This is a genomic window from Afipia sp. P52-10 (genome assembly GCF_000516555.1).
Lineage (GTDB): Bacteria > Pseudomonadota > Alphaproteobacteria > Rhizobiales > Xanthobacteraceae > P52-10.
The window spans coordinates 1,785,193-1,805,538 of record NZ_AZSJ01000003.1 but is presented as its reverse complement, the minus strand read 5'-3'; the positions used below and the strand labels follow the sequence as shown (position 1 = coordinate 1,805,538).

18 protein-coding genes are annotated in these 20,346 nt (G+C 64.8%); 11 read left to right on the top strand and 7 right to left on the bottom strand.

The window, feature by feature from the left end; all coding sequences use genetic code 11:
• Positions 1–7: 7 nt before the first annotated feature.
• Positions 8–658, bottom strand: a complete 651-nt coding sequence (locus X566_RS09930; protein ID WP_051443980.1) for a GNAT family N-acetyltransferase — start codon at positions 656–658, stop codon at positions 8–10.
• A gap of 465 nt (positions 659–1,123) precedes the next feature.
• Here X566_RS09930 and X566_RS09925 point away from each other — a divergent pair, with 465 nt between their 5' ends.
• The 3 genes from X566_RS09925 (at position 1,124) to X566_RS09915 (ending at position 4,531) form a co-directional block, all read left to right on the top strand.
• Positions 1,124–2,041, top strand: a complete 918-nt coding sequence (locus tag X566_RS09925; RefSeq protein WP_034465728.1) for an SDR family NAD(P)-dependent oxidoreductase — start codon at positions 1,124–1,126, stop codon at positions 2,039–2,041.
• A gap of 178 nt (positions 2,042–2,219) precedes the next feature.
• Positions 2,220–3,140: a pirin family protein gene (locus tag X566_RS09920; protein WP_034465724.1), complete on the top strand. Its 921-nt coding sequence runs from the start codon at positions 2,220–2,222 to the stop codon at positions 3,138–3,140.
• A gap of 203 nt (positions 3,141–3,343) precedes the next feature.
• The gene (locus tag X566_RS09915; RefSeq protein ID WP_034468268.1) at positions 3,344–4,531 is read left to right on the top strand and encodes an alanine--glyoxylate aminotransferase family protein; all 1,188 of its coding nucleotides are present in this window, start codon (positions 3,344–3,346) and stop codon (positions 4,529–4,531) included.
• A 1,027-nt stretch (positions 4,532–5,558) separates the two neighbouring features.
• Here the strand turns inward: X566_RS09915 and X566_RS09910 are convergent.
• On the bottom strand, positions 5,559–6,362 hold the full coding sequence (locus X566_RS09910; RefSeq protein WP_034465722.1) for a crotonase/enoyl-CoA hydratase family protein: 804 nt from the start codon (positions 6,360–6,362) through the stop codon (positions 5,559–5,561).
• Between the two features lie 104 nt (positions 6,363–6,466).
• Between X566_RS09910 and X566_RS09905 the strand changes: the two genes are divergently transcribed.
• The 3 genes from X566_RS09905 to X566_RS09895 all read left to right on the top strand — a co-directional run bounded on the left by X566_RS09905 (position 6,467) and on the right by X566_RS09895 (position 8,976).
• On the top strand, positions 6,467–7,339 hold the full coding sequence (locus X566_RS09905) for an SDR family oxidoreductase (protein ID WP_034465720.1): 873 nt from the start codon (positions 6,467–6,469) through the stop codon (positions 7,337–7,339).
• Positions 7,340–7,350: 11 nt separating this feature from the next.
• Positions 7,351–8,403: a ketopantoate reductase family protein gene (locus X566_RS09900; protein ID WP_034465718.1), complete on the top strand. Its 1,053-nt coding sequence runs from the start codon at positions 7,351–7,353 to the stop codon at positions 8,401–8,403.
• Positions 8,404–8,466: 63 nt separating this feature from the next.
• Positions 8,467–8,976 (top strand): CinA family protein, encoded by a 510-nt coding sequence (locus tag X566_RS09895; RefSeq protein ID WP_034465715.1) that lies wholly within the window; start codon positions 8,467–8,469, stop codon positions 8,974–8,976.
• Positions 8,977–9,017: 41 nt separating this feature from the next.
• Here X566_RS09895 and X566_RS09890 read toward each other — a convergent pair whose 3' ends face one another.
• Positions 9,018–9,797, bottom strand: a complete 780-nt coding sequence (locus X566_RS09890; protein ID WP_034465713.1) for an SDR family NAD(P)-dependent oxidoreductase — start codon at positions 9,795–9,797, stop codon at positions 9,018–9,020.
• Between the two features lie 173 nt (positions 9,798–9,970).
• Between X566_RS09890 and X566_RS09885 the strand changes: the two genes are divergently transcribed.
• Together X566_RS09885 and X566_RS09880 are read left to right on the top strand one after the other, a co-directional pair.
• Complete coding sequence (locus X566_RS09885) at positions 9,971–10,762, top strand: enoyl-CoA hydratase/isomerase (RefSeq protein ID WP_034465711.1); 792 nt, start codon at positions 9,971–9,973, stop codon at positions 10,760–10,762.
• Positions 10,763–10,939: 177 nt separating this feature from the next.
• Positions 10,940–11,734, top strand: coding sequence for an enoyl-CoA hydratase/isomerase (locus tag X566_RS09880; protein ID WP_034465708.1), 795 nt, complete (start codon positions 10,940–10,942; stop codon positions 11,732–11,734).
• A 76-nt stretch (positions 11,735–11,810) separates the two neighbouring features.
• Here the strand turns inward: X566_RS09880 and X566_RS09875 are convergent, their stop codons facing one another.
• Positions 11,811–12,182: a RidA family protein gene (locus X566_RS09875; RefSeq protein WP_034465705.1), complete on the bottom strand. Its 372-nt coding sequence runs from the start codon at positions 12,180–12,182 to the stop codon at positions 11,811–11,813.
• Positions 12,183–12,421: 239 nt separating this feature from the next.
• On the opposite strand from X566_RS09875, the gene X566_RS09870 reads away from it, so the two are divergent.
• A complete protein-coding gene (locus X566_RS09870) occupies positions 12,422–13,831 on the top strand; it encodes a malonyl-CoA decarboxylase (RefSeq protein WP_034465702.1) in 1,410 nt (469 codons plus the stop codon).
• A gap of 156 nt (positions 13,832–13,987) precedes the next feature.
• Here the strand turns inward: X566_RS09870 and X566_RS09865 are convergent, their stop codons facing one another.
• The 3 genes from X566_RS09865 to X566_RS09855 form a co-directional block, all read right to left on the bottom strand.
• The gene (locus X566_RS09865) at positions 13,988–14,737 is read right to left on the bottom strand and encodes an enoyl-CoA hydratase/isomerase family protein (RefSeq protein WP_152539834.1); all 750 of its coding nucleotides are present in this window, start codon (positions 14,735–14,737) and stop codon (positions 13,988–13,990) included.
• A 16-nt stretch (positions 14,738–14,753) separates the two neighbouring features.
• On the bottom strand, positions 14,754–16,253 hold the full coding sequence (locus tag X566_RS09860; RefSeq protein WP_034465700.1) for an NAD-dependent succinate-semialdehyde dehydrogenase: 1,500 nt from the start codon (positions 16,251–16,253) through the stop codon (positions 14,754–14,756).
• A 168-nt stretch (positions 16,254–16,421) separates the two neighbouring features.
• The gene (locus X566_RS09855) at positions 16,422–17,423 is read right to left on the bottom strand and encodes an adenosine kinase (RefSeq protein WP_034465698.1); all 1,002 of its coding nucleotides are present in this window, start codon (positions 17,421–17,423) and stop codon (positions 16,422–16,424) included.
• A 126-nt stretch (positions 17,424–17,549) separates the two neighbouring features.
• On the opposite strand from X566_RS09855, the gene murJ reads away from it, so the two are divergent.
• Together murJ and trpS are read left to right on the top strand one after the other, a co-directional pair.
• Positions 17,550–19,085, top strand: coding sequence for a murein biosynthesis integral membrane protein MurJ (murJ, locus tag X566_RS09850; protein ID WP_034465696.1), 1,536 nt, complete (start codon positions 17,550–17,552; stop codon positions 19,083–19,085).
• A 76-nt stretch (positions 19,086–19,161) separates the two neighbouring features.
• Complete coding sequence (gene trpS, locus X566_RS09845; RefSeq protein WP_034465694.1) at positions 19,162–20,214, top strand: tryptophan--tRNA ligase; 1,053 nt, start codon at positions 19,162–19,164, stop codon at positions 20,212–20,214.
• Positions 20,215–20,346: the final 132 nt, after the last annotated feature.

Sequence of the window (20,346 nt, the reverse complement as noted above, 5' to 3'; positions counted from 1 at the left end):
GGCGCGCTCAATGCGGTTTACGGCGCGGTTCGGATAGAGTCGGCGCCAAGCCATACAGCCGCAACACCGATGTCCAGAATGCCAGGCTGAGGCCCGCGATCGCCTGCAGCATGCCGCCACCGGCAGCGAACGGCATCGCGATGCCGGCGGGTGCGACCGGCCGCCGACCTGTGTCGAGCGCGATGCTGCCGCTGAGTTCGCCGTGGCGGAAGGTGAGCTTGGTGCCGAACTTGCGCGCCAATCCTCGCATGGCATCGTTCTGCGCCCCGGTCGTCACCCGCAATCGCGGATAACCCGCCTTCCGCGCCTCATCGATCAACGCCTTGAACAGCGCACTGCCGACGCCCTTGCGGCGCAGGTCGCGCTCCACGCTGAACGCGATCTCGGGTGTCTCGTCGGCCGAGCGCTGCGGCGCGTGCAACTCAGCCGCGGCGTGAACCTGGCCGTCTTCAATGTAGCCGAGCACGACGACGCCCTCGCCGAAGCATCCGGCGGAGTATTTGATCAGAAACTCGTCCTCGACCACGCCGTTGAAGCGATCGCGCCGGCTCTGCGGGTCGAGCCGCAGCAGGTGATCCTGCAGCAGTTGCCGCTCGCGCTCCGTCAGCACGCGGATCGTTCCGCTGCGCCGGTCGCCGGTCGCATGCTTCGTTGTCATTCGTCTGCTCCTCGTGATGGCCCTCGAGGAGGCGTCAGTCCCTGCAAATCGCGCCGGCAGCCGGTTCGGCTCCATCGTCTGTTGGTGTCCGGATCTGACCGCGCCAGGGCGCAGGCAACACGGTCCGGAGGCGTGTCGGCGGTCGTTATATGGTGCAACGCAACAAGACTTGCAACCTGCTCCAAGGCCCTGACGGATCACAAGAATGTCGATCCCTGTGATCCGGGAATGACGCGTGAGCGGCATCGCCGCGCCGCAGACCGGCTCACCCTCGCCATATCGCCAGGGTCATTCGTCGCGTTCGAATTCGAAGCGACACCGCGGGAGCAAACCTCTAGTGTGGCGCCGCTCCGGCAGCTCCGTATCGACCGTCGCGGTCGCCGCGCAGAGCTCTGGATCGCTCCATGAACCGGCACCGACGAACGGTACCGGACCCACACTCGAAGAGACGGAAAGAAGAACTCCATGGCTGGTAAGGCGCTTGAGGACAAAGTTGTCATCGTGACCGGCGCGGGCCGCGGCATCGGCCGCGAGATCGCGCTTCTCTGCGCGGCCGAGGGCGCGAAGGTCGTTGTCAACGATCCGGGCGGCGCGGCTGACGGCTCCGGCACTAACAACGCGCCCGCCGAAGAGGTGGTGGCCGAGATCACCAAGCGTGGTGGCACCGCGGTCGCGAACTTCGAAACGGTTGCGGAGGCGATCCCGGCGAGCCGCATCGTGCAGATGGCGGTCGACAAGTTCGGCAAGCTCGACGGCGTCGTCAACAACGCCGGCATCCTGCGCGACGCGATCTTCCATCGCATGAGCGTCGACGCGTTCGAGCAGGTGATCAAGGTCCATCTGATGGGCTCGTTCTACGTCGCCCACGCGGCCGCGCGCCTGTTCAAGGAACAGCAGAGCGGCTCGTTCGTGCACTTCACCTCGACCTCCGGCCTGATCGGCAACTTCGGCCAGGCCAACTACGCCGCCGCCAAGCTCGGCATCGTCGGCCTGTCGAAGTCGATCGCCCTCGACATGCAGCGCTTCAACGTGCGCTCGAACTGCGTCTCGCCATTCGCCTGGAGCCGCCTGATCGGCACCATTCCCACCGAGACCGAAGAGGAGAAGGCCCGCGTCGCCCGCATCCAGCAGATGGGCCCGGAGAAGATCGCCCCGGTCGTCGGCTATCTGCTCAGCGACGCCTCGAAGGATGTCTCCGGCCAGATCTTCGGCGTGCGCATGAACGAGGTGTACCTGATGGGCCAGTCGCGCCCGCTGCGCTCGGTGCATCGCGGCGAGGGCTGGACCATCCAGTCGCTGGCCGAACACGGCATGCCGGCGATGAAGGGCTCGTTCTACAAGCTCGACCGCTCGGCGGACGTGTTCAACTGGGACGCGATCTGAGCGGCATACGGATCGGGCCGTGCGTGGCCCAAAAACGTGGAGGCGTTAACGCAAAGTTGTGATCGGCTGCGCCACCATCGTCACGCATGCGTCTCGATAACGCGCTTACAATCGACGATCGCGATCCGGCGAAACCGGGTCGCGATTAACTGCAACACCGCTCTGCAGGAGATTCACGATGAGCTGGCAGCCCTCCGCCGATCCGATCCTCGGTGATCCGCAATCCTGCAACGCGCTCGATCTGGTGATCGTGCCCCGCACCCGCGACCTTGGCGACGGCTTCGCCGTGCGCCGTGCCCTGCCGCACGGCAAGCGGCAGATGGTCGGCCCCTTCATCTTCTTCGACCACTTCGGTCCGGTGCAGTTCCTCGCCGGACACGGCATGGACGTGCGCCCGCATCCGCATATCGGCCTCGCCACCGTCACCTACCTGTTCGACGGCAGCATCATGCATCGCGACAGCGAGGGACACATTCAGGAGATCATGCCCGGCGCCATGAACCTGATGACCGCCGGCCGTGGCATCGCCCACTCCGAGCGCACGCCGGACGTGCCGCGCCGCGATGGTCAAAGCATGCTCGGGCTGCAAAGCTGGATCGCCCTGCCGAAAGGCAAGGAGGAGATCGCACCCTCGTTCCAGCACTACGCCGCCGAAAGCCTGCCGACGGTGGAGGACAACGGGCTCCGCGCGCGGGTGATCGCGGGCAAAGCATTCGGCGTCGCCTCGCCGGTGGAGATGGTGTCGGACTGGTTTTATGTCGAGGTGACGTTGCCGGCCGGGTTGACCGCGCCGCTCGACGCCGATCACGAGGAGCGGGCGATCTACCTGGTGGAGGGCGAGATCGAGATCGCCGGCGACAGGTTCGAGGCGCCCCGTCTTCTGATCTTCCGCCCCGGCGACCGCATTACGGTACGCGCCACCAAGAACACCCGCATGATGTTCCTCGGCGGCACCGCCCTGGAAGGGCCGCGTCATATCTGGTGGAATTTCGTCTCATCCAGCAAGGAACGGATCGAGCAAGCCAAGGAAGATTGGAAATCGGGCCGTTTCGCCAGGGTACCGGACGAGACCGAATTCATCCCGCTGCCGGAGCGCTGACAGCTCGCCTTCAAAAGGCCCGCAACACACTGTTTCCACGTGTGAGCAGGCCGGCGCTTTGCGCCGGCGCGCGGCCATGCAAGGATGCGGCATGGTCGGAATCGGCAATGCGTCGCGCGCCGGGACACGGCTTGTCCATGGACGGCATATGCGACGACGAATTGCATGACGAGAGTTGGGCAGGGCAAGAAAAGGAAAATGCAATGACCGTTCGAGCGGGCCGCGAATTTTTGGCGATCCCAGGCCCCACCGTCATCCCCGACGACGTGCTGCGCGCGATGCATCGCCCGGCGATCGACATCTACTCGGGCGAGTTGCCCGGCATCACCGATAGCCTGATGCGCGATCTCGCCGAACTCTTCCGCACCAAGGGCCGCACCTACATTTACATCTCCAACGGCCACGGCGCCTGGGAGGGCGCGCTGACCAATGTGTTGTCGCGCGGCGACAAGATCCTGGTGCTGGAAAGCGGCCGCTTCGCGGTCGGCTGGGGCGATTTCGCCGCCAAGCTCGGCGTCGAGGTCGAAGTGCTGAAGGGCGGCTGGCGGCGCGCGGTAAAGCCTGAAGAGGTCGAGGCGCGTCTGCGCAAGGACACCGCGGGCGAGATCAAGGCGATCCTGGTGGTGCAGGTCGATACCGCATCCGGCGCCGGCAACGACATCGAGGCGATCGGCAAGGCGATCAAGGCCGCTAATCACAAGGCGCTGTTCATGGTCGACGTGGTCGCCTCGCTCGGCTGCGTGCCGTTCGAGATGGATGCCTGGGGCGTCGATGTCGCGGTCTCCGGTTCGCAGAAGGGCCTGATGACGCCGCCCGGCCTCGGCTTCGTCGCCGCCAACGACCGCGCCCGCGCGATCCACAAGACCGCCGATCTGCGCACGCCCTACTGGGACTGGACCGCGCGCGAAGGCGACCAGCACTACAACAAATATGCCGGCACCGCGCCGATGCATCTGATGTTCGGCCTGCGCCAAGCGCTCAACATGCTGTTCGAGGAGAAGCTGGAGCATGTGTTCACCCGCCACCGGCTGCTCGCCGATGCCGTGCGCGCGGCGGTCGGCAAGTGGTCCGAGGGCCAGGAGCTGACCTTCAACATCGAGGAGCCGAGCGAGCGTTCCAACACGGTGACCACGGTGCTGGTGAAGGACCCGAAGCAGCTCGCAGCCTTCCGCGACTACTGCAACAAGAAGTGCGGCGTCATCATCGGCGCCGGCATCGGCGATCTGACCGGCAAGGCCTTCCGCATCGCCCATATGGGCCACGTCAACGCGCCGATGATCCTCGGCACGCTGGGCGTCGCCGAGGTAGCGCTGACGGCGCTCAACATCCCGCATGGGAGCGGCGGCACCGAAGCCGCGATCAAGTCGCTCGGCGCCAGCGTCGCTGCCTGACGAACAGCATCGTGAGGCGGCCATCGCGCGCATCAACATCCTCCGTCGTCATTCCGGGCTCGCGAGCGACACCCGCAAGTTCAAAAACAACAGCAGAAAGCTGGGTGGGTGCAGCTGGGTGGACGCATCAATGCATTTGGCGTCATTCCGGGGCGATGCGCAGCATCGGGCCCGGAATCCATACGCCCTGCGGCAGTGATGGTCTGCTGCGTCTGTCGTCCTGTCCGCAAGAAGCAGGAACGTCGTGTGCCGCTGCCTTGCTTGGACCCACAAGCTGAGATGCACTGAAGCGACGCGTGAAGGCCATGGGCGTCCGTGGTCTCGTGAAGACCGGGGTTATAGATTCCGGGCTCGCGAGCGTTGCTCGCGCCCCGGAATGACGGCGGAGATTGGAGAAGCCTTGCACCTGAAGCCTTGTACCTGAAGCCCTGCACCTGAAGGCGAGAAGCACTGCGCCTCATCTTGGAAACATGGTGAGGAGCCCGGCACGCATCATCCCGAAAAGTGGGAACCGGTTTTCGGATGGGATGATGCGCAAATCAGCATCGCGTCTCGAACCATGAGGCCCCAGATGGCACGATGGGCTCTACGGGCTCTTCACGGCTTCTTTTTCACGCGTTGCATTTCCAATGCGAGCGACACCCGCAAGTTCGAAACAACGCAGAAGGCTGGGTGGGCGCAACACGTTTGGCGTCATTCCGGGGCGATGCGCAGCATCGAGCCCGGAATCCATAACCCCTGTGCTGATCAGTCTGCCGCTACGGCCGTGATCTTGGATCATATGAAACAGCGCGCCCGATGGGCTTTACTAACAAAGTCACCGGCGCCATGCGCCGTCACACCCGCCGGACGTATTGGGTTCCGGGCTCATCGCTTCGCGATGTCCCGGAACGACGGCCGCGAATGGAGCAGCGCATCAACACACTCAGCCGCTACGGAACGTCGGTTCATGAGCCCCCGCAGCGTCCGGCCGCGGTCCCTCTATGACCAACACCCGACGCCGCGGGTTGCGATCAGCCGTCCGGCTTTATACGTCTGCGAACTTCGGCGCGCGCTTCTCGAGATTCGCCCGCACCGCTTCACGCTGGTTCGGCTGGCCGATCAGCTTCATCTGCTCGACCGATTCCGCCAGCAGCGCCGGGCCGGGATCGCCGCCGAGATCGTTGAGCATCTGCTTGGCGGCGCGGATCGCGTGCGGGTTCTTGCCGGCGATTTCGCGCGCGGCTTCCATCGCCGCCGCATACGGATCGTCGCAGACGCGTGTCGCAAGTCCCCAGCCGAGCGCCTCCTGCGCCGAGAAGATCCGCCCGGTGAAGGTGAGGTCGCGCAGCACGTCGTCGCGCACCAGCCGCGCGAGGATCGGCGTGCCGGCCATATCCGGCACCAATCCCCACTTCATCTCCATGATCGACATGCGCGCATCGGCGGCGAGGAAGCGCATGTCGGCGCCGAGCGCGAGCTGGCAGCCGCCGCCGAAGGCAACGCCATGCACCGCCGCGATCACCGGCACCGGCACCTGCCGCCATCCCCACACCGACTGCTGTGCGAGATTGGTCAAGCCGTGCGTGCGCACCGACAGATCGCGGCCACTGATGCCGCCCGCATCGCCCTCCTTCATCGCCGAGAAGCGGCCCATGTCGAGACCGGCGCAGAACGCACGACCTTCGCCCGAGAGCACGACCGCGCGCAGACCCTTCTCGGTCTTCAACCGTTCGGATGCCGCGACCAGCGCCTGCACCATGTCGGTATCGAGCGCATTCATCTTGTCGGCGCGCACGAGACGCACATCGGCCACGCCGTCCGACATGGTGATCTTGACGCGGTGCTCCATCGATCGTCTCCTCGTTCTTTGAAAACTTTATCCCTTCACAGAACGGCCTCGGTGCGATTTAGTCAATCTCTCAAAAACGTATGGTCAGGGATTGGAGATTGCCCATGTTCGCGAACGGCCTTCTGAAGGACAGGCGCATTCTGGTCACCGGCGGCGGCACCGGCCTCGGCAAGGCGATGGCTTCGCGTTTTCTCAGCCTCGGCGCCGAGGTGCACATCTGCGGTCGCCGCAAGGCGGTGTGCGACGACACCGCGACCGAGCTGATGAAGGCCCATGGCGGCAAGGTGGTCAGCCACGGCGTCGACATTCGCGACGCGGCCGCGGTCGATCACATGGTCGGCACCATCTTCGAGACCGGGCCGCTCTCCGACCTGATCAACAACGCAGCCGGCAACTTCATCTCGCGCACGCAGGACCTCAGCCCGCGCGGCTTCGATGCTATCGCCAATATCGTCATGCACGGCACGTTCTATGTGACGCAGGCGGTCGGCAAGCGCTGGATCGAAGGCAGGCATCGCGGCAATGTCGTCTCGATCGTCACGACCTGGGTGCGCAACGGCAGCCCGTTCGTGGTGCCTTCCGCGATGAGCAAATCCGCGGTGCATGCAATGACCATGTCGCTCGCCACCGAATGGGGCCGCTACGGCATCCGCCTGAACGCGATCGCACCGGGCGAGATTCCCACCGAAGGTATGAGCAAGCGCCTCAATCCGGGCGAGGAGCCCGGCACCCGCACCAAACGCGTCAATCCGATGGGACGCGTCGGCACGATGGAGGAGCTGGAAAACCTCGCGACCTTCCTGATCTCCGGCGGCTGCGACTGGATCAACGGCGAGACCATCGCACTCGACGGCGCTCAGGCGCTCGCGACCGGCGCGGGCTTCTACGAGCTGCGCAATTGGAGCGACGATGACTGGAAGCGGGCCCGCGATTCGATCGAGGCTCAGAACAAGAAAGATCGCGCCCAGCGCACCTGATCGGAGCAACGATGTCCCCACGCATTGCCATTGTCGGCGCCGGCGCGGTCGGCGGTTATGTCGGCGCCCACATCGCGCAAGCCGGCCACGATGTCACCTTCATCGACGGCTGGCCCGCGCATGTGGAGGCGATGCGCGCCGCCGGCCTGACGGTAACGCACTTGAAAGACGTCGCGCCGTTCAACGTGCCGGTGCGCGCCATGCACATCACCGACGTCCAGGGCCTCGCCAAGGAAGCGCCGGTCGATATCGCTTTCATCTGCATGAAGTCCTACGACACCGCCTGGTCGACCGAAATGATCAAGCCGTATCTCGCCGCGGACGGCTATGTCGTCTCGCTGCAGAACTGCATCAACGAGCCGGTGATCGCGAGCATCGTCGGCGAGGACAAGACACTCGGCTCGATCGCAAGCTCGATCACCGTCGAGCTGACCGGGCCCGGCCAGGTGTTTCGCGCCGCCGGCAAGAGCGGCGATGCGCATACTGTGTTTCGCGTCGGCCAGCCCGACGGCACCATCACCGAGCGCGTCAAGCAGGTGCGCGACCTCGTCGCGCTCACCGACAGCGCGCTGATGACGACGGACCTCGCCAGCGAACGCTGGACCAAGCTGGTGCTCAACGTGATGGGCAACGGCGTGTCCGCCTGCACCGGACTGAAAAGCCGCGACACCATCGCCGATGACGGCCTGCGCCAGTTCATGGCGCGGCTCGGCAGCGAAGCGATCCGCGTCGGCCAGGCGCTCGGTCACACGCTGGAGGAGATGCACCACCTGTCGCCGGAGATCATCGCCCGCGCCGGTGAGGGCGACGCGGACGCCAAGCGCCTCTACGACGAGAACCGCCTCGATTCCATCAGGAAGCCCGGCGGCGGCGAGCATCGCCCCTCGATGGGGCAGGACATGGTGAAGGGCCGCCGCACCGAGATCGAGTTCATGAACGGCCTCGTCGTCGAACGCGGCAAACAGGTCGGCATCGCCACCCCCGCCAACGCCCTGCTCACCGACATCGTCAAGAAGGTCGAGCGCGGCGAACTCAAGCCGGACAAGCGTCACCTCTCCGGCTAACGCACCGCCGGCCCCCCACGTCACCGCAGCAACAACCACAAGCAAGAACAGGCAAGAACGAACATGAAGGAACTGATGCCGGTCGCCGAAAAAGTCGCGGCCAAGCTGTTCGAGAAGAAGCACACCATCGCGGTGGCGGAATCATCCGCCGGCGGCCTGATCTCGGCGGCGCTGCTGGCTGTGCCCGGCGCGTCGAAGTATTTCATGGGCGGCGCCGTGGTCTATACCCGCCATGCACGGCGCCATCTGCTCGGTCTCGAAGGACTGGCGCCCGGCCTGCGATCCTCGACCGAACCTTACGTGCTGATCCACGCCAACCGCATCCGCGAACAGTTCGACACCACCTGGGGGATCGCCGAGGCCGGTGCGGCCGGCCCGCCGAACGCGCAAGGACTCGGCAACAGCTATGGCGACGCCGCTGGCCACAGTTGCTTCGCCGTCGTCGGCAAGGTCGGCATGAACCTCCGCGAGAGCGCGATGACGCTGGAAACCGGCAAGGGCAACCGTCTCGACAACATGCTTGATTTCGCCAATGGCGCGTTGACCTTCCTGCTGCAGGAGCTGGAGCGCTAAGGTCCTTCGAGACGCGGGATTGCCCGCCTCTCCTGGCCTGCTCAGAACGCCGAGTACCCGCCGTCGATCACGAACAGATCGGCGGTGTGGTACGACGAGGCCTTGCTCATGAGATAGACGGCGATGCCGCTGAAGTCTTCCGGGTCGCCGAAGCGGCGCATCGGAATGCGCGGCATGACGTTGCCGACGAACTTGTCGTTGGCCATCGCGCCCGCGGTCATCTCACTCTTGATCCAACCGGGGAGGATCGCATTCGCGGTGATGCCATAACGCGCCTGCTCGACACCAAGCGCACGGATCATGGCGTTGATTGCCGATTTGGTCGCGGCATAATGCTCGTTCTGCGCGGTGCCGAACAGCGAGGCCATGCTGGAGGTGGCCACCAGCCGCCCGAACTTGTCGCCCTTCGCCGCACGCTCGGTCATGTGGCGGGCTGCCGCCTGAAACACATGGAACACACCGTCGAGATTGGTGGCAAACATCGTCCGCCACTCCTGCTCGGTGCGATCGATGAACGGGCGGCGTCCGCCGCCGCCGATGCCGGCGTTGGCAAAGCAGCCATCGACGCGGCCATACTTGTCGACCACGGCGGCCATCGCCTGCTTCACTGATGCTGGATCACTGACGTCGCAAACCCGCGCCTCGCCTTTGCCGCCCGCCTTCGTGATCGTCGCCAGGGCGGCTGCGTTCTTGGTCTCGTTGCGGCCCCAGATCGACACCGTGCAGCCCTGCGCCGCCAGTCCCTGCGCATAGCCGAGGCCGATGCCACCATTGCCGCCCGTGATGACCGCAACGCGGCCGGACAAATCGAAAAGGCTCATGGTTTCCTACCCGTACATGTATCGTCGATGGTTCGTTCGCCAACACCATGGACAATTGCCGCCGCAAAATCAAACGAGCAACATCGCAATCCGATTTGAACAAAACCACGTCTTGCTCTTATGCTCACGCCGAGAGTGGGCGCCGACAAGCCCACGTCAACTGGGAGAGGCCCATGCAGTTCGCGCGCGCAACGCTGGAGATCGACGGTCACATCGCCACGTTGACGATGAACCACCCGGAGGTCATGAACGCAATTTCGCTCGAGATGCTGGGCGGGTTGACCGACGCGCTGAACGTGATCGAAGACAAGCGCGACCAAATCCGCTGCGTGGTCTTGACCGGCGCGGGCAAGGCGTTCTGCGCCGGCGCCAATTTGCAGGGCCGCAACGATCCAAGCAAGAAATCCCCGAACGCCGGCGCGACGCTGGAAACGGCCTATCATCCGTTCCTACGCCGCTTGCGCGACTTACACTGCCCGCTGGTGGCCTCGGTGAACGGCCCGGCAGCCGGCGGCGGCATGGCCTTCGCACTGATGGCCGACATCGTCATCGCCGTGCGTTCGACCTATTTCCTGCAGGCGTTCCGCCGGATCGGCCTCGTGCCCGATTGCGGCTCGACCTGGCAGCTGCCGCGGCTGATCGGCAAGGCGCGCGCCGTCGAACTGTCGCTGCTCGGAGAGAAACTGCCGGCGGACAAGGCACTGGAATGGGGACTGATCAACCGGGTGGTCGATGATGCCGACCTCGCCGCCGAGACCCGAAGGATCGCGGCCGAACTCGCGAACGGGCCGACCGTCGCCCTCGCCGGCATCCGCAGGCTCTACTGGGAAAGCGAGCACACCTCCTACGAGGAGCAGCTCGACCGCGAAGTGCAGACGCAAAGGCGAGCCGGCGCCGCGGACGACTTCCGCGAGGGCGTCGCAGCTTTCCTCGAAAAGCGTCCGGCGAGATTCAGCGGCCGCTAAGAGTCGCACCTTGCGAAATCGGGAGGCACAGGCAGTGCCGTTCGTATTGCCGACATGGCTCTCCGCGTGCCGGTCATGCCAACACCGTTTGAAATGCCGGACGATTTCCCCGTAATCTCCGGCACCGGGTGCAGCGTGGGCGTTTCAGAGGACCCCGCGACAACAGAAGAGGAAACCATGCAGTTCAAGCACGCCACGCTGGAGATCGATTCGCTGGTCGCGACGATCAAGATGGACCACCAGGAGGTTCTGAATGCCGTATCCGTCGATATGCTCGGCGGCTTATCGGAAGCGCTCGACGTCATCGAGGACAAAAAGGACCAAGTGCGCTGCGTGGTACTGACCGGCGCAGGCCGTGCGTTCTGCACCGGAGCCAATCTGCAGGGACGCAACGATCAGAACAACCAGATCCGGCGCAGCGCCGGCTCGACGCTCGAAACGGCCTTTCACCCGTACCTGCGGCGGTTGCGCAACCTGCACTGCCCGCTGATCACATCGGTCAACGGCCCGGCCGCAGGCGCCGGCATGAGCTTCGCCTTGATGGGCGATATCATCCTCGCCGCACGCTCGGCCTACTTCCTGCAGGCATTCCGCCGCATCGGCCTCGTGCCCGATTGCGGCTCGACCTGGCTGCTGCCGCGCTTGGTCGGCAAGGCGCGCGCGGTCGAGCTGTCGCTGCTGGGCGAGCGGCTGCCCGCGGAGAAGGCGCTGGAATGGGGCCTGATCAACCGCGTGTTCGATGATGCCGAGCTTGCGGCCGAAACCAAGAAGCTCGCGATTGAACTTGCCAACGGCCCGACCATCGCGCTGTCGATGATCCGCACGCTCTATTGGGAAAGCGAGCACAACTCCTATGAGGAGCAGCTCGACCTCGAGGTGCAGATGCAGAAGCGCGCCGGTGCCGCTGAGGACTTCCGCGAAGGCGTCTCCGCGTTTCTCGAAAAGCGCCCCGCCAAGTTCAAGGGCCGCTGATCCGGCCCGAGAACGTTCGCTCCTTCTCACGATGGCCGGGCATGTCCCGGCCATCTCCTTTTCGCAACGCGCTTCCTCACTCGGCCTTGCTGGCGATCGCCTCGATCTCGACCCGAAACTCAGGTCGCACCAACGCAGAGACAACGACCAGCGTCGACGCGGGTTTGACATCCCCCAGACGCTGCGCGCGCACCCTGCGGAACGCGTCGACATCGTCGGCAGAGGTGAGGAAGACGGTCGTCTTCACCACATCACTCAAGGTCATCGTCGCGTCCTGCAGCAGTTTCTCGATCTTGTCCCAGATCAGGTGACACTGGGCCTCAATGTTGCCGGGGATCCGCCCGTCATCGAAACTCGCCACCTGGCCCGCGATGTAAAGCGTCCGCTGCGGACCCCGCACCTCGACGGCGTTGCTGAAACCTGCCGCCGCCGCGCTCTGACTGCTCATCGTTGTTCCCTTTCCGGCCATAAACGCCGATCCGATTGCGTCACAATTCGGCAAGGATCGGCAAGGCAAGCTTAAAATCTATCCTATCAATCGCAACGCCGTTCCTGGAAGTTTTAGACCGGAGGGTTGAGACCGGCGCGCGTGGCGCAAAGCGGTCATTCAATTTTTGTCTATGAGACCACAGCGGCTTTCGATGCTACCATGCCGTCGGTTGGTGACAATTGCAGGTGGATGTCCCGATGACCCGACCCCGATCGCAAGCCCGCGGATTCGAGCGCGCTCCGGCTTTTCTGAGCGAGCTCCTGAACACGCTGACCGAGCGCGGCCGCGCGCTCCTCGGCGGACGCTTCGGCACCGCCGGCGTCGCCCCGATGTCGCAAACCGAACTGATCGAGCTTGGCGAGGCGCTGCTGTCGCGGCGCGGTGAAGCCACCGGCGTCGCTCTCGCGCAGACCCTGCTTGCCGGCTATACGTCGGCGGCAACGCCCGATCGCATCGCCTTCTTGAAGGCGCTGGCCGACCGCTTCGGCCCCGAGCGCGAGCGCATCGAGCAGGCGATCGCCCATCTGCAGGCGAGCGATTTCGATGCCGGCGCCGTAAAGGCCGTACACGATGCTGCCGAGCCGCGCCGTCAGGAACTCTTCCGCCGTCTCAATCTCGCCCCCGGCGGCACCGCCGCACTGTTGCGAATGCGCGAAGCGTTGCTGGCGAACGCATCCGACAATCCCCAATTCAAGCTGGTGGACAGCGATTTCGTTCACCTGTTTGCATCCTGGTTCAATCGAGGATTTCTCGTGCTGCGACGGATCGACTGGACGACACCGGCCAATATCCTGGAAAAGATCATCCGCTACGAGGCGGTGCACGCGATCGAGAACTGGGATGACCTGCGCAACCGTCTCGCCCCCGCGGACCGCCGCTGCTACGGCTTCTTTCATCCGCAGTTGGTGGACGAACCGCTGATCTTCGTCGAGGTTGCACTCACCAAGGACATTCCCGGTGCAATCGCCCCCCTGCTCGACCTCGCTCGCACGCCGATCGCCGCAACCGAAGCGACCACCGCGGTCTTCTACTCGATCTCCAACACCCAGAAGGGCCTCGGCGGCATTTCCTTCGGCAACTTCCTGATCAAGCAGGTGGTGGAGGAACTGAAGCGCGAGCTGCCTAATCTGCAGACCTTCGTTACACTCTCGCCGGTGCCCGAGTTCGCGAACTGGCTTGCCGGCGAACGCGCGGCGGAAACACCAGCGTTCCTGAACACTGCCGCAAAAGAGACGCTGAAGCTGCTCGACCAACCGGGCTGGCAGGACAATGCGGAGGCGGCTGAAAAGCTGCAGGCGGTGCTGCTGCCGGCCGCGGCCTACTATTTCCTGCAGGCGCGCAACGCGCGTGGACGGCAGATCGATCCGGTCGCGCGCTTCCACCTCGGCAATGGCGCGCGGCTGGAGCGGCTGGATTTCCTCGGCGACCGCTCCCTCAAAGGCCTGCAGCAATCGCACGGGCTGATGGTCAACTATCTCTACGCACTCGACGAGATCGAAGCGAACCACGAAGCGTTCGCCGAGAAAGGCAGTGTGGCCGCAGCTCCCGCGATCCGCAAGCTGCTGCGGACCGGACTTCCGTCAACCGAGACGGCACCGGCCGCATAACGCGCGATCGCCAAGCCGCGAAGGCTGAGGCGATTGCCGAGTCCTTGTTACCAGGACCTTACTGCCCTGAATCCAATGCTGCCGATGTCGTTGCAAGCTCGATTGCACCGACATCGATCGTTAGGGTCATCATCGGCTTGCGTTGCGGTGACCGCGTTACGTGCTGGCGACACGCTGCCGCTGCGGCGTCCAGTCGCCAACGTTCGGCGGCTTCTCCTTCGCGCGACGAAACCAATCCTCGCCATCGCCCGCGGGACCGAGCTTGCGCATGGCATACTTGGTCGACGCCAGGCCGCTGCCTGGAAACTTCGCCAGCGTCTCCGACAGCTTGCGGGCATGCGCCAGCACCTCGGCATCGGGCACAACCTCGAATGCCAGTCCAAGCCGATGCAATTCGGGACCGTGGAAACGCCGCGCGCTCAGCATCAACTGCGCGATCACCGTCTCGCTAGCGCGCAGCTTCAACCAGGCGAGGTTCATCGGCGCCGGCGCACCTTGCGCTGCCTCGCCAACCATCAGAAACGCGCCTTCGCCTGCAACCAACAGATCACTGCCGAGCGCCATCGACGCGCCGCCATTGATCGCATGCCGCTCCAGTGCACAGACGATCGTTGCCGGACATCGATAGAGATCAAGATGAAACCCCATCCAGCTATCGGCGAAATCCTTCACCCACGGCTGCGGCGGGCTCGTGTTGAAGGCATCGACATCAAGCCCGGAGCAGAACGATCCGCCATCCCCACGCAGCAGGATGACGCGCGAGCCTGCCGCCTGCAACGAGGCCAGCGCCTCCCGCATCTGCAACACCATCGGCCCGATCAGCGCGTTGCGCCGCGCCGGGCGCGACAGCACCAGTTCGCCCCAGCCATCGTGCTGAGTTGCGTAAGCCAGTTTTTCGTCGGCCATTTCGTTCGATCCCAAGTTAGACGCCAGCCATCATCACGTATTTGATCTCGACATACTCGTCCATGCCGTGGCGCGAGCCCTCGCGGCCGAGGCCGGATTCCTTCACGCCGCCGAACGGCGCGACCTCGGTGGTGATTAGCCCGGTGTTGACGCCAACCATCCCGGATTCGAGCGCCTCCGCCACGCGCCAGACCCGTCCAAGATCACGCGCATAGAAGTAGGAGGCGAGACCGAACGGCGAATTGTTGGCCAGCGCGATCACCTCCTGCTCGTCCTTGAAGCGGAACACCGGCGCCAGCGGACCGAACGTCTCTTCCTGCGCGACAAGCGCATCCGGCGCGACATTCGCAAGCACGGTCGGCTCGAAGAAGGTGCCGCCCAGCGCATGCCGTTTGCCGCCGGTGACCACCTTGGCGCCGTGCTTGATCGCATCCGCGATATGCTTCTCGACCTTCTCCACCGCGTCCATGTTGATCAGCGGGCCCTGCACCACGCCATCCTGGGTGCCGTCGCCGATCGTCATCGCCGCGACCTTCTTGGCGAGCTTCTCGACGAATGCGTCGTAGATCTTGTCTTGGGCGTAGAGGCGGTTGGCACAGACGCAGGTCTGCCCCATGTTGCGATATTTCGAGACGATCGCCCCTTCCACCGCGGCATCGATATCCGCATCGTCGAACACGATGAACGGCGCGTTACCGCCGAGCTCAAGGCCAAGCTTCTTCACGCCGACCGCCGCCTGCTCATAGAGGATCTTGCCGACTTCGGTCGAACCGGTGAAGCCGACGAAGCGGACCGCGGGGTGCGCGCACAGGACCTTGCCGATCGCCGACGAATTGCCCGTCAGCACGTTGAACACACCCTTTGGAATCCCGGCACGTTCGGCCAGCACGGCAAGCGCCAGTGCCGTCAGCGGCGTCTCGTTCGCCGGCTTCAGGACCACGGTGCAGCCTGCCGCCAAGGCCGGCGATACCTTGCGGGTGATCATCGAGCACGGGAAATTCCATGGCGTGATCGCACCGCAGACGCCGATCGGCTGGCGGATCGCCAGCAGCCGCGCATCGGCGCGCTGGGTCGGAATGGTCTCGCCATAAACACGCCGCGCCTCTTCGGCGAAGAACTCGACATAGGCCGCGCCGATATCGATCTCGCCGCGCGCCTCGGTCAGCGGCTTGCCCTGCTCGGATGTCAGGATCAGCGCAAGGTCGTCCCGGTTGGCGACAATCAGATCGAACCACCGGCGCAGAATATTGGAGCGCTCCTTCGCCGTCCGCTTCGCCCAATCCGGGAACGCGCGCTCGGCGGCCTCGACCGCCCTGGTCGTTTCCTCAGTCGCCAGCCGTGGCACTTTGGCAAGTTCGGCGCCGTTGGCCGGATTGGTCACCGGCGTCTGCGGCGCACCGACCCAGGCGCCATCGATGAAGCAGGCCTCCCGCAACAACGAAGGGTCTTTCAGCTGTTTGGCAAAAGACTCGGTCTGGGGAACTGCCGCGCGGGCAGCGGGCGCGGTGGGGGTCATGGCTGCACTCCTGGGATACGGCACGGCGTTCTTATTAACGGTCGGCGCACCCTACGGTTCAGATATGACAGGCGGCCCGCCGAATGAGGCCCGGAACCTTACGCCCTTGCCGCCAAACATCAATGATTGCCCTGCGGAAGAATCTGGTCCGTCTGGGCTCCCGATCCATCAAGGCAAAAGACCCTTCGCCTGCGCGAGCGCCTTCAGCGAGGTTTGCGGCCGCGCGCCGATATGCTGGATGATCTCCGCCGCCGCGAGCGTACCGAGCTGACCCGCCTGCTTCAGCCCGGCGCCGCGGACCAGGCCGAACAGGAAGCCCGCAGCGAACAGATCACCAGCGCCGGTCGTATCTACGACCTTCTCGACCGGGAACGCCGGCACCGCCTCGGTCTCATCGCCGGAGATGACGACGCATCCCTTCTCGCTGCGCGTCACCACACCCAGCTTGGCATCCTTGCGAAGCTGCGCCAGCGCCGCATCAAAATCGGCGGTCTCATACAGCGAGGTCAGCTCCGCCTCGTTGGCGAAGACAAGATCGACCGTACGCTTGCGCATCAGCTCCAAAAATTCGTCGCGGTAACGGCCGACACAGAACGCATCCGACAGCGTCAGCGCCACCATGCGGCCCGCGCCATGCGCGACAGACGACGCCTTCAGGAAGGCATCCTTCGCATCCTTCGGGTCCCACAGATAGCCTTCGAGGTAGACGATCGCGGAGGCGGCGATCTGCGCGGCATCGATATCGTTCGGATGCAGGTTCTGCGCTGCACCGAGGTAGGTGTTCATGGTGCGCTCGCCATCGGGCGTGACCAGGATATAGCTGCACGCAGTCGCGGGGCCGTCTGTGGCCGCCGCGGTGTCGAAGCTCACCTTCGCGGCACGGATGTCGTGGATAAAGACCCCGCCGAGCGTGTCATTCTTCACCTTGCCGACGAATGCGCCGCGCGCGCCGAAGTCCGCAACGCCGACGATGGTGTTGGCCGCCGAACCGCCGGACACCTCCACCGCTGGCCCCATCGCGCTGTAAATTCCGGTCGCCCGCGCCTCGTCGATCAGCGTCATGCTGCCCTTGGTCATGCCTTGCGCCGTCAGGAAGGCATCGTCGGTGCGCGCCAGAATATCGACAATGGCGTTGCCGATGCCGAGAACGTCGTAGGCCGATGAGGTCATCAAGAAATCCGGTGGCAGGTGGGGTTTGCGAAGGCTTCGCCTTCGGTGCAGGTAGGGCCCGACCTATCACGGCATCGCCGCTTGCAGCAAGCGACAGCAGGCGATTCGGCGCTTATAACGCTTGGCATGATCCGCCCCATTGCCACCGTTTTCACCGGCACACTCGGCTCGCGGCTGCTGGGTTTCATTCGCGACGCCATGCTCGCGGCGTTATTCGGCGCGACGGCGGTGGCGGATGCGTTTCTGCTCGCGTTCCAGGTCATCAATGTCGCGCGCCGGCTGGTCAGCGAAGGTTCGCTCAATGCGGCTTTCGTTCCCGCATACCTGCGTATCCGTAACAGCACGGGTGACATCGCCGCCGCTGCTTTCGCCGGTCGGGCGCTGGGCGCAATTGGAACGGCGCTGATCGGCGCAAGCGCGATTCTCGCGCTGCTGATGCCGCAGGTGGTCGCGCTGCTCGCGCCAGGCTTCGGCGACAGCGCCACATTGCAAATCGCGGTGGAGAGCGCGCGACTGATGCTGCCATATCTCGCCTTCGCCGGCCCCGTCGCGGTGCTTGCTGCCGCGCTGAACGCGAACGGCCAGGTCGTCTTCACATCCTTCTCGCCGCTGCTGTTCAACATCGCGATGATTGCGGTGATCGCAGTGCTTCTCACCATGGACGGCATGCGCGCCACCACGTCAGCCTTGGTGCTAGGGGCTACGGTTGGTATCGCCGGCTGCATGCAGGCGGCCGTACTGGTGTTCGCGGGCGCACGCACGGCATGGCCGCTGCGCCTTTCGTTCGCCCCCGAGATCCGTGCCTTGCTCGGCCGCGCACTGCCCGGCATGATCGCTCAGTCCGGGCCTCAGCTCCTGCTGGTGGCCGGCGCGCTCGTCGCCTCGGCCTCGCCTGCCGCAATATCATGGCTTTATTTCGCGAGCCGGCTGGTCGAGCTGCCGCTCGGCATTGTCGGCGCCGCCGCAGGAACGGTGCTGCTGCCGGCCCTCAGCCATGCCACGCATAACGATGATAGCGCGGGCCACGACACGGCGGCCTCGCTGGCGCTGCAGCTCGGCCTCGGCCTCGCGTTACCGGCGGCTATCGGGCTTGCGACGCTCGCCCAGCCGATCGTCGCACTGCTCTACGAGCGCGGCGCATTCAGCGCGAGCGACACGGCGGCAACGGCGCTGACGCTGGCCGTGCTCGCGACAGCGTTGCCGGCCCACACCTTGATCAAGACCTTCAACGCCTCGTTCTTCGCGCGCGAACAGATGCTCACACCGGCCCTGACCACCGTTGTAGGACTGGCAGCAACACTCGTGATCGCGCTGCTCGTCCACACGCGTTTCGGTTACGCCGGCATTGCCGTGGCGATGGCCGCCGGCGCCTGGCTCACCGTGCTCACGCTGGGCGGCCTGCTCGCCGGTGCGCGCGCATTGCCCATCGACCGCGCAGGCGCCAGCAAGCTCGCGCGGATCGTCCTCGCATCGGCGCTGATGGGAACGGCGATTGTCGCCGCACGGGCGGCCATGTCCGACGCAGATGCAAGCCTGCTCAGCCGCGCCGTCACGCTCGCGACGCTGATCGCGCTTGGGCTGCTGGTCTATGCGGCCGCGCTCCGCCTGTTCGGCGTGGTATCGTTCCGCATCGTGCGGAAAGCCTTCGGCCAGGCCGGTTGACGGCGAACCTTGCGCCTGGTGCCCGCCCGTGGCAAATGACGCCGCAACGGACGGCAGACCTTTCCAGGAACGACAGATGACCGCGATCCAACGGGTTTTCTCAGGCGTGCAGCCCACCGGGAATTTGCATCTTGGCAACTATCTCGGCGCGATCGTCAACTTCGTGAAGCTGCAGGAGAACTTCGACTGCATGTATTGCGTGGTCGATCTGCACGCGCTGACCATGCCGATGAATGTCTGGGGCGGCCCGGAAGGCCTAGTCCGCACCACGCGCGAGGTGACATCAGCCTTCATCGCCAGCGGCATCGATCCGAAGAAACACATCGTCTTCAACCAGAGCCAGGTGTCGGGCCACGCCGAGCTTGCCTGGATCTTCAACTGCGTCGCGCGGATCGGATGGCTGAACCGGATGACCCAGTTCAAGGAGAAGGCCGGCAAGGATCGCGAGAACGCTTCGGTCGGCCTCTACGACTATCCGGTGCTGATGGCGGCCGACATTCTCGTCTACCGCGCGACGCATGTGCCGGTCGGCGACGACCAGAAGCAGCATCTCGAACTCGCCCGCGACATCGCCCAGAAGTTCAACAATGACTTCGGCGACTCGATCCGCGGCAACGGCTTCAACACCGGGCTCTTCTTCCCGCAGCCGGAGCCGCTGATCACAGGCCCGGCAACCCGCGTGATGTCGCTGCGCGACGGCACCAAGAAGATGTCGAAGTCGGATCCGTCCGAGTATTCACGCATCAACCTCACCGACGATGCCGACACCATCGCGCAGAAGGTGCGCAAGGCGAAGACCGATCCGGAGCCGCTGCCGAGCGAGGAGAAGGGCCTCGAACAACGGCCGGAGGCCGACAACCTCGTCGGCATTTATGCTGCGCTCGCCGGCAAGGCGAAGGCCGACGTGCTGCGTGAATTTGGCGGCGCGCAGTTCTCCAGCTTCAAGAACGCGCTGGTTGATGTTTGCGTCACCCGCCTGGCACCGATCGCCACGGAAATGAAGAAGCTGATGGCCGATCCTGGTTACGTCGATTCCGTGCTGATCGACGGTGGCGACCGCGCACGGGCGATCGCCGACGAAACGATCCGCGCCACCAAGGACATCGTCGGCCTTATCCACAAACGCTGACGTCTTCCGCCGACCACCATCCGCTCGCCACAATTGTCGCGACGGCCCGCGCAAAATTTATCGCGCTTGTCGCCACGGCCTGCGCCGTGGCAGCATTGGTGTGGGCGACGCTGCCGGCAGGCGCGGGCGTTG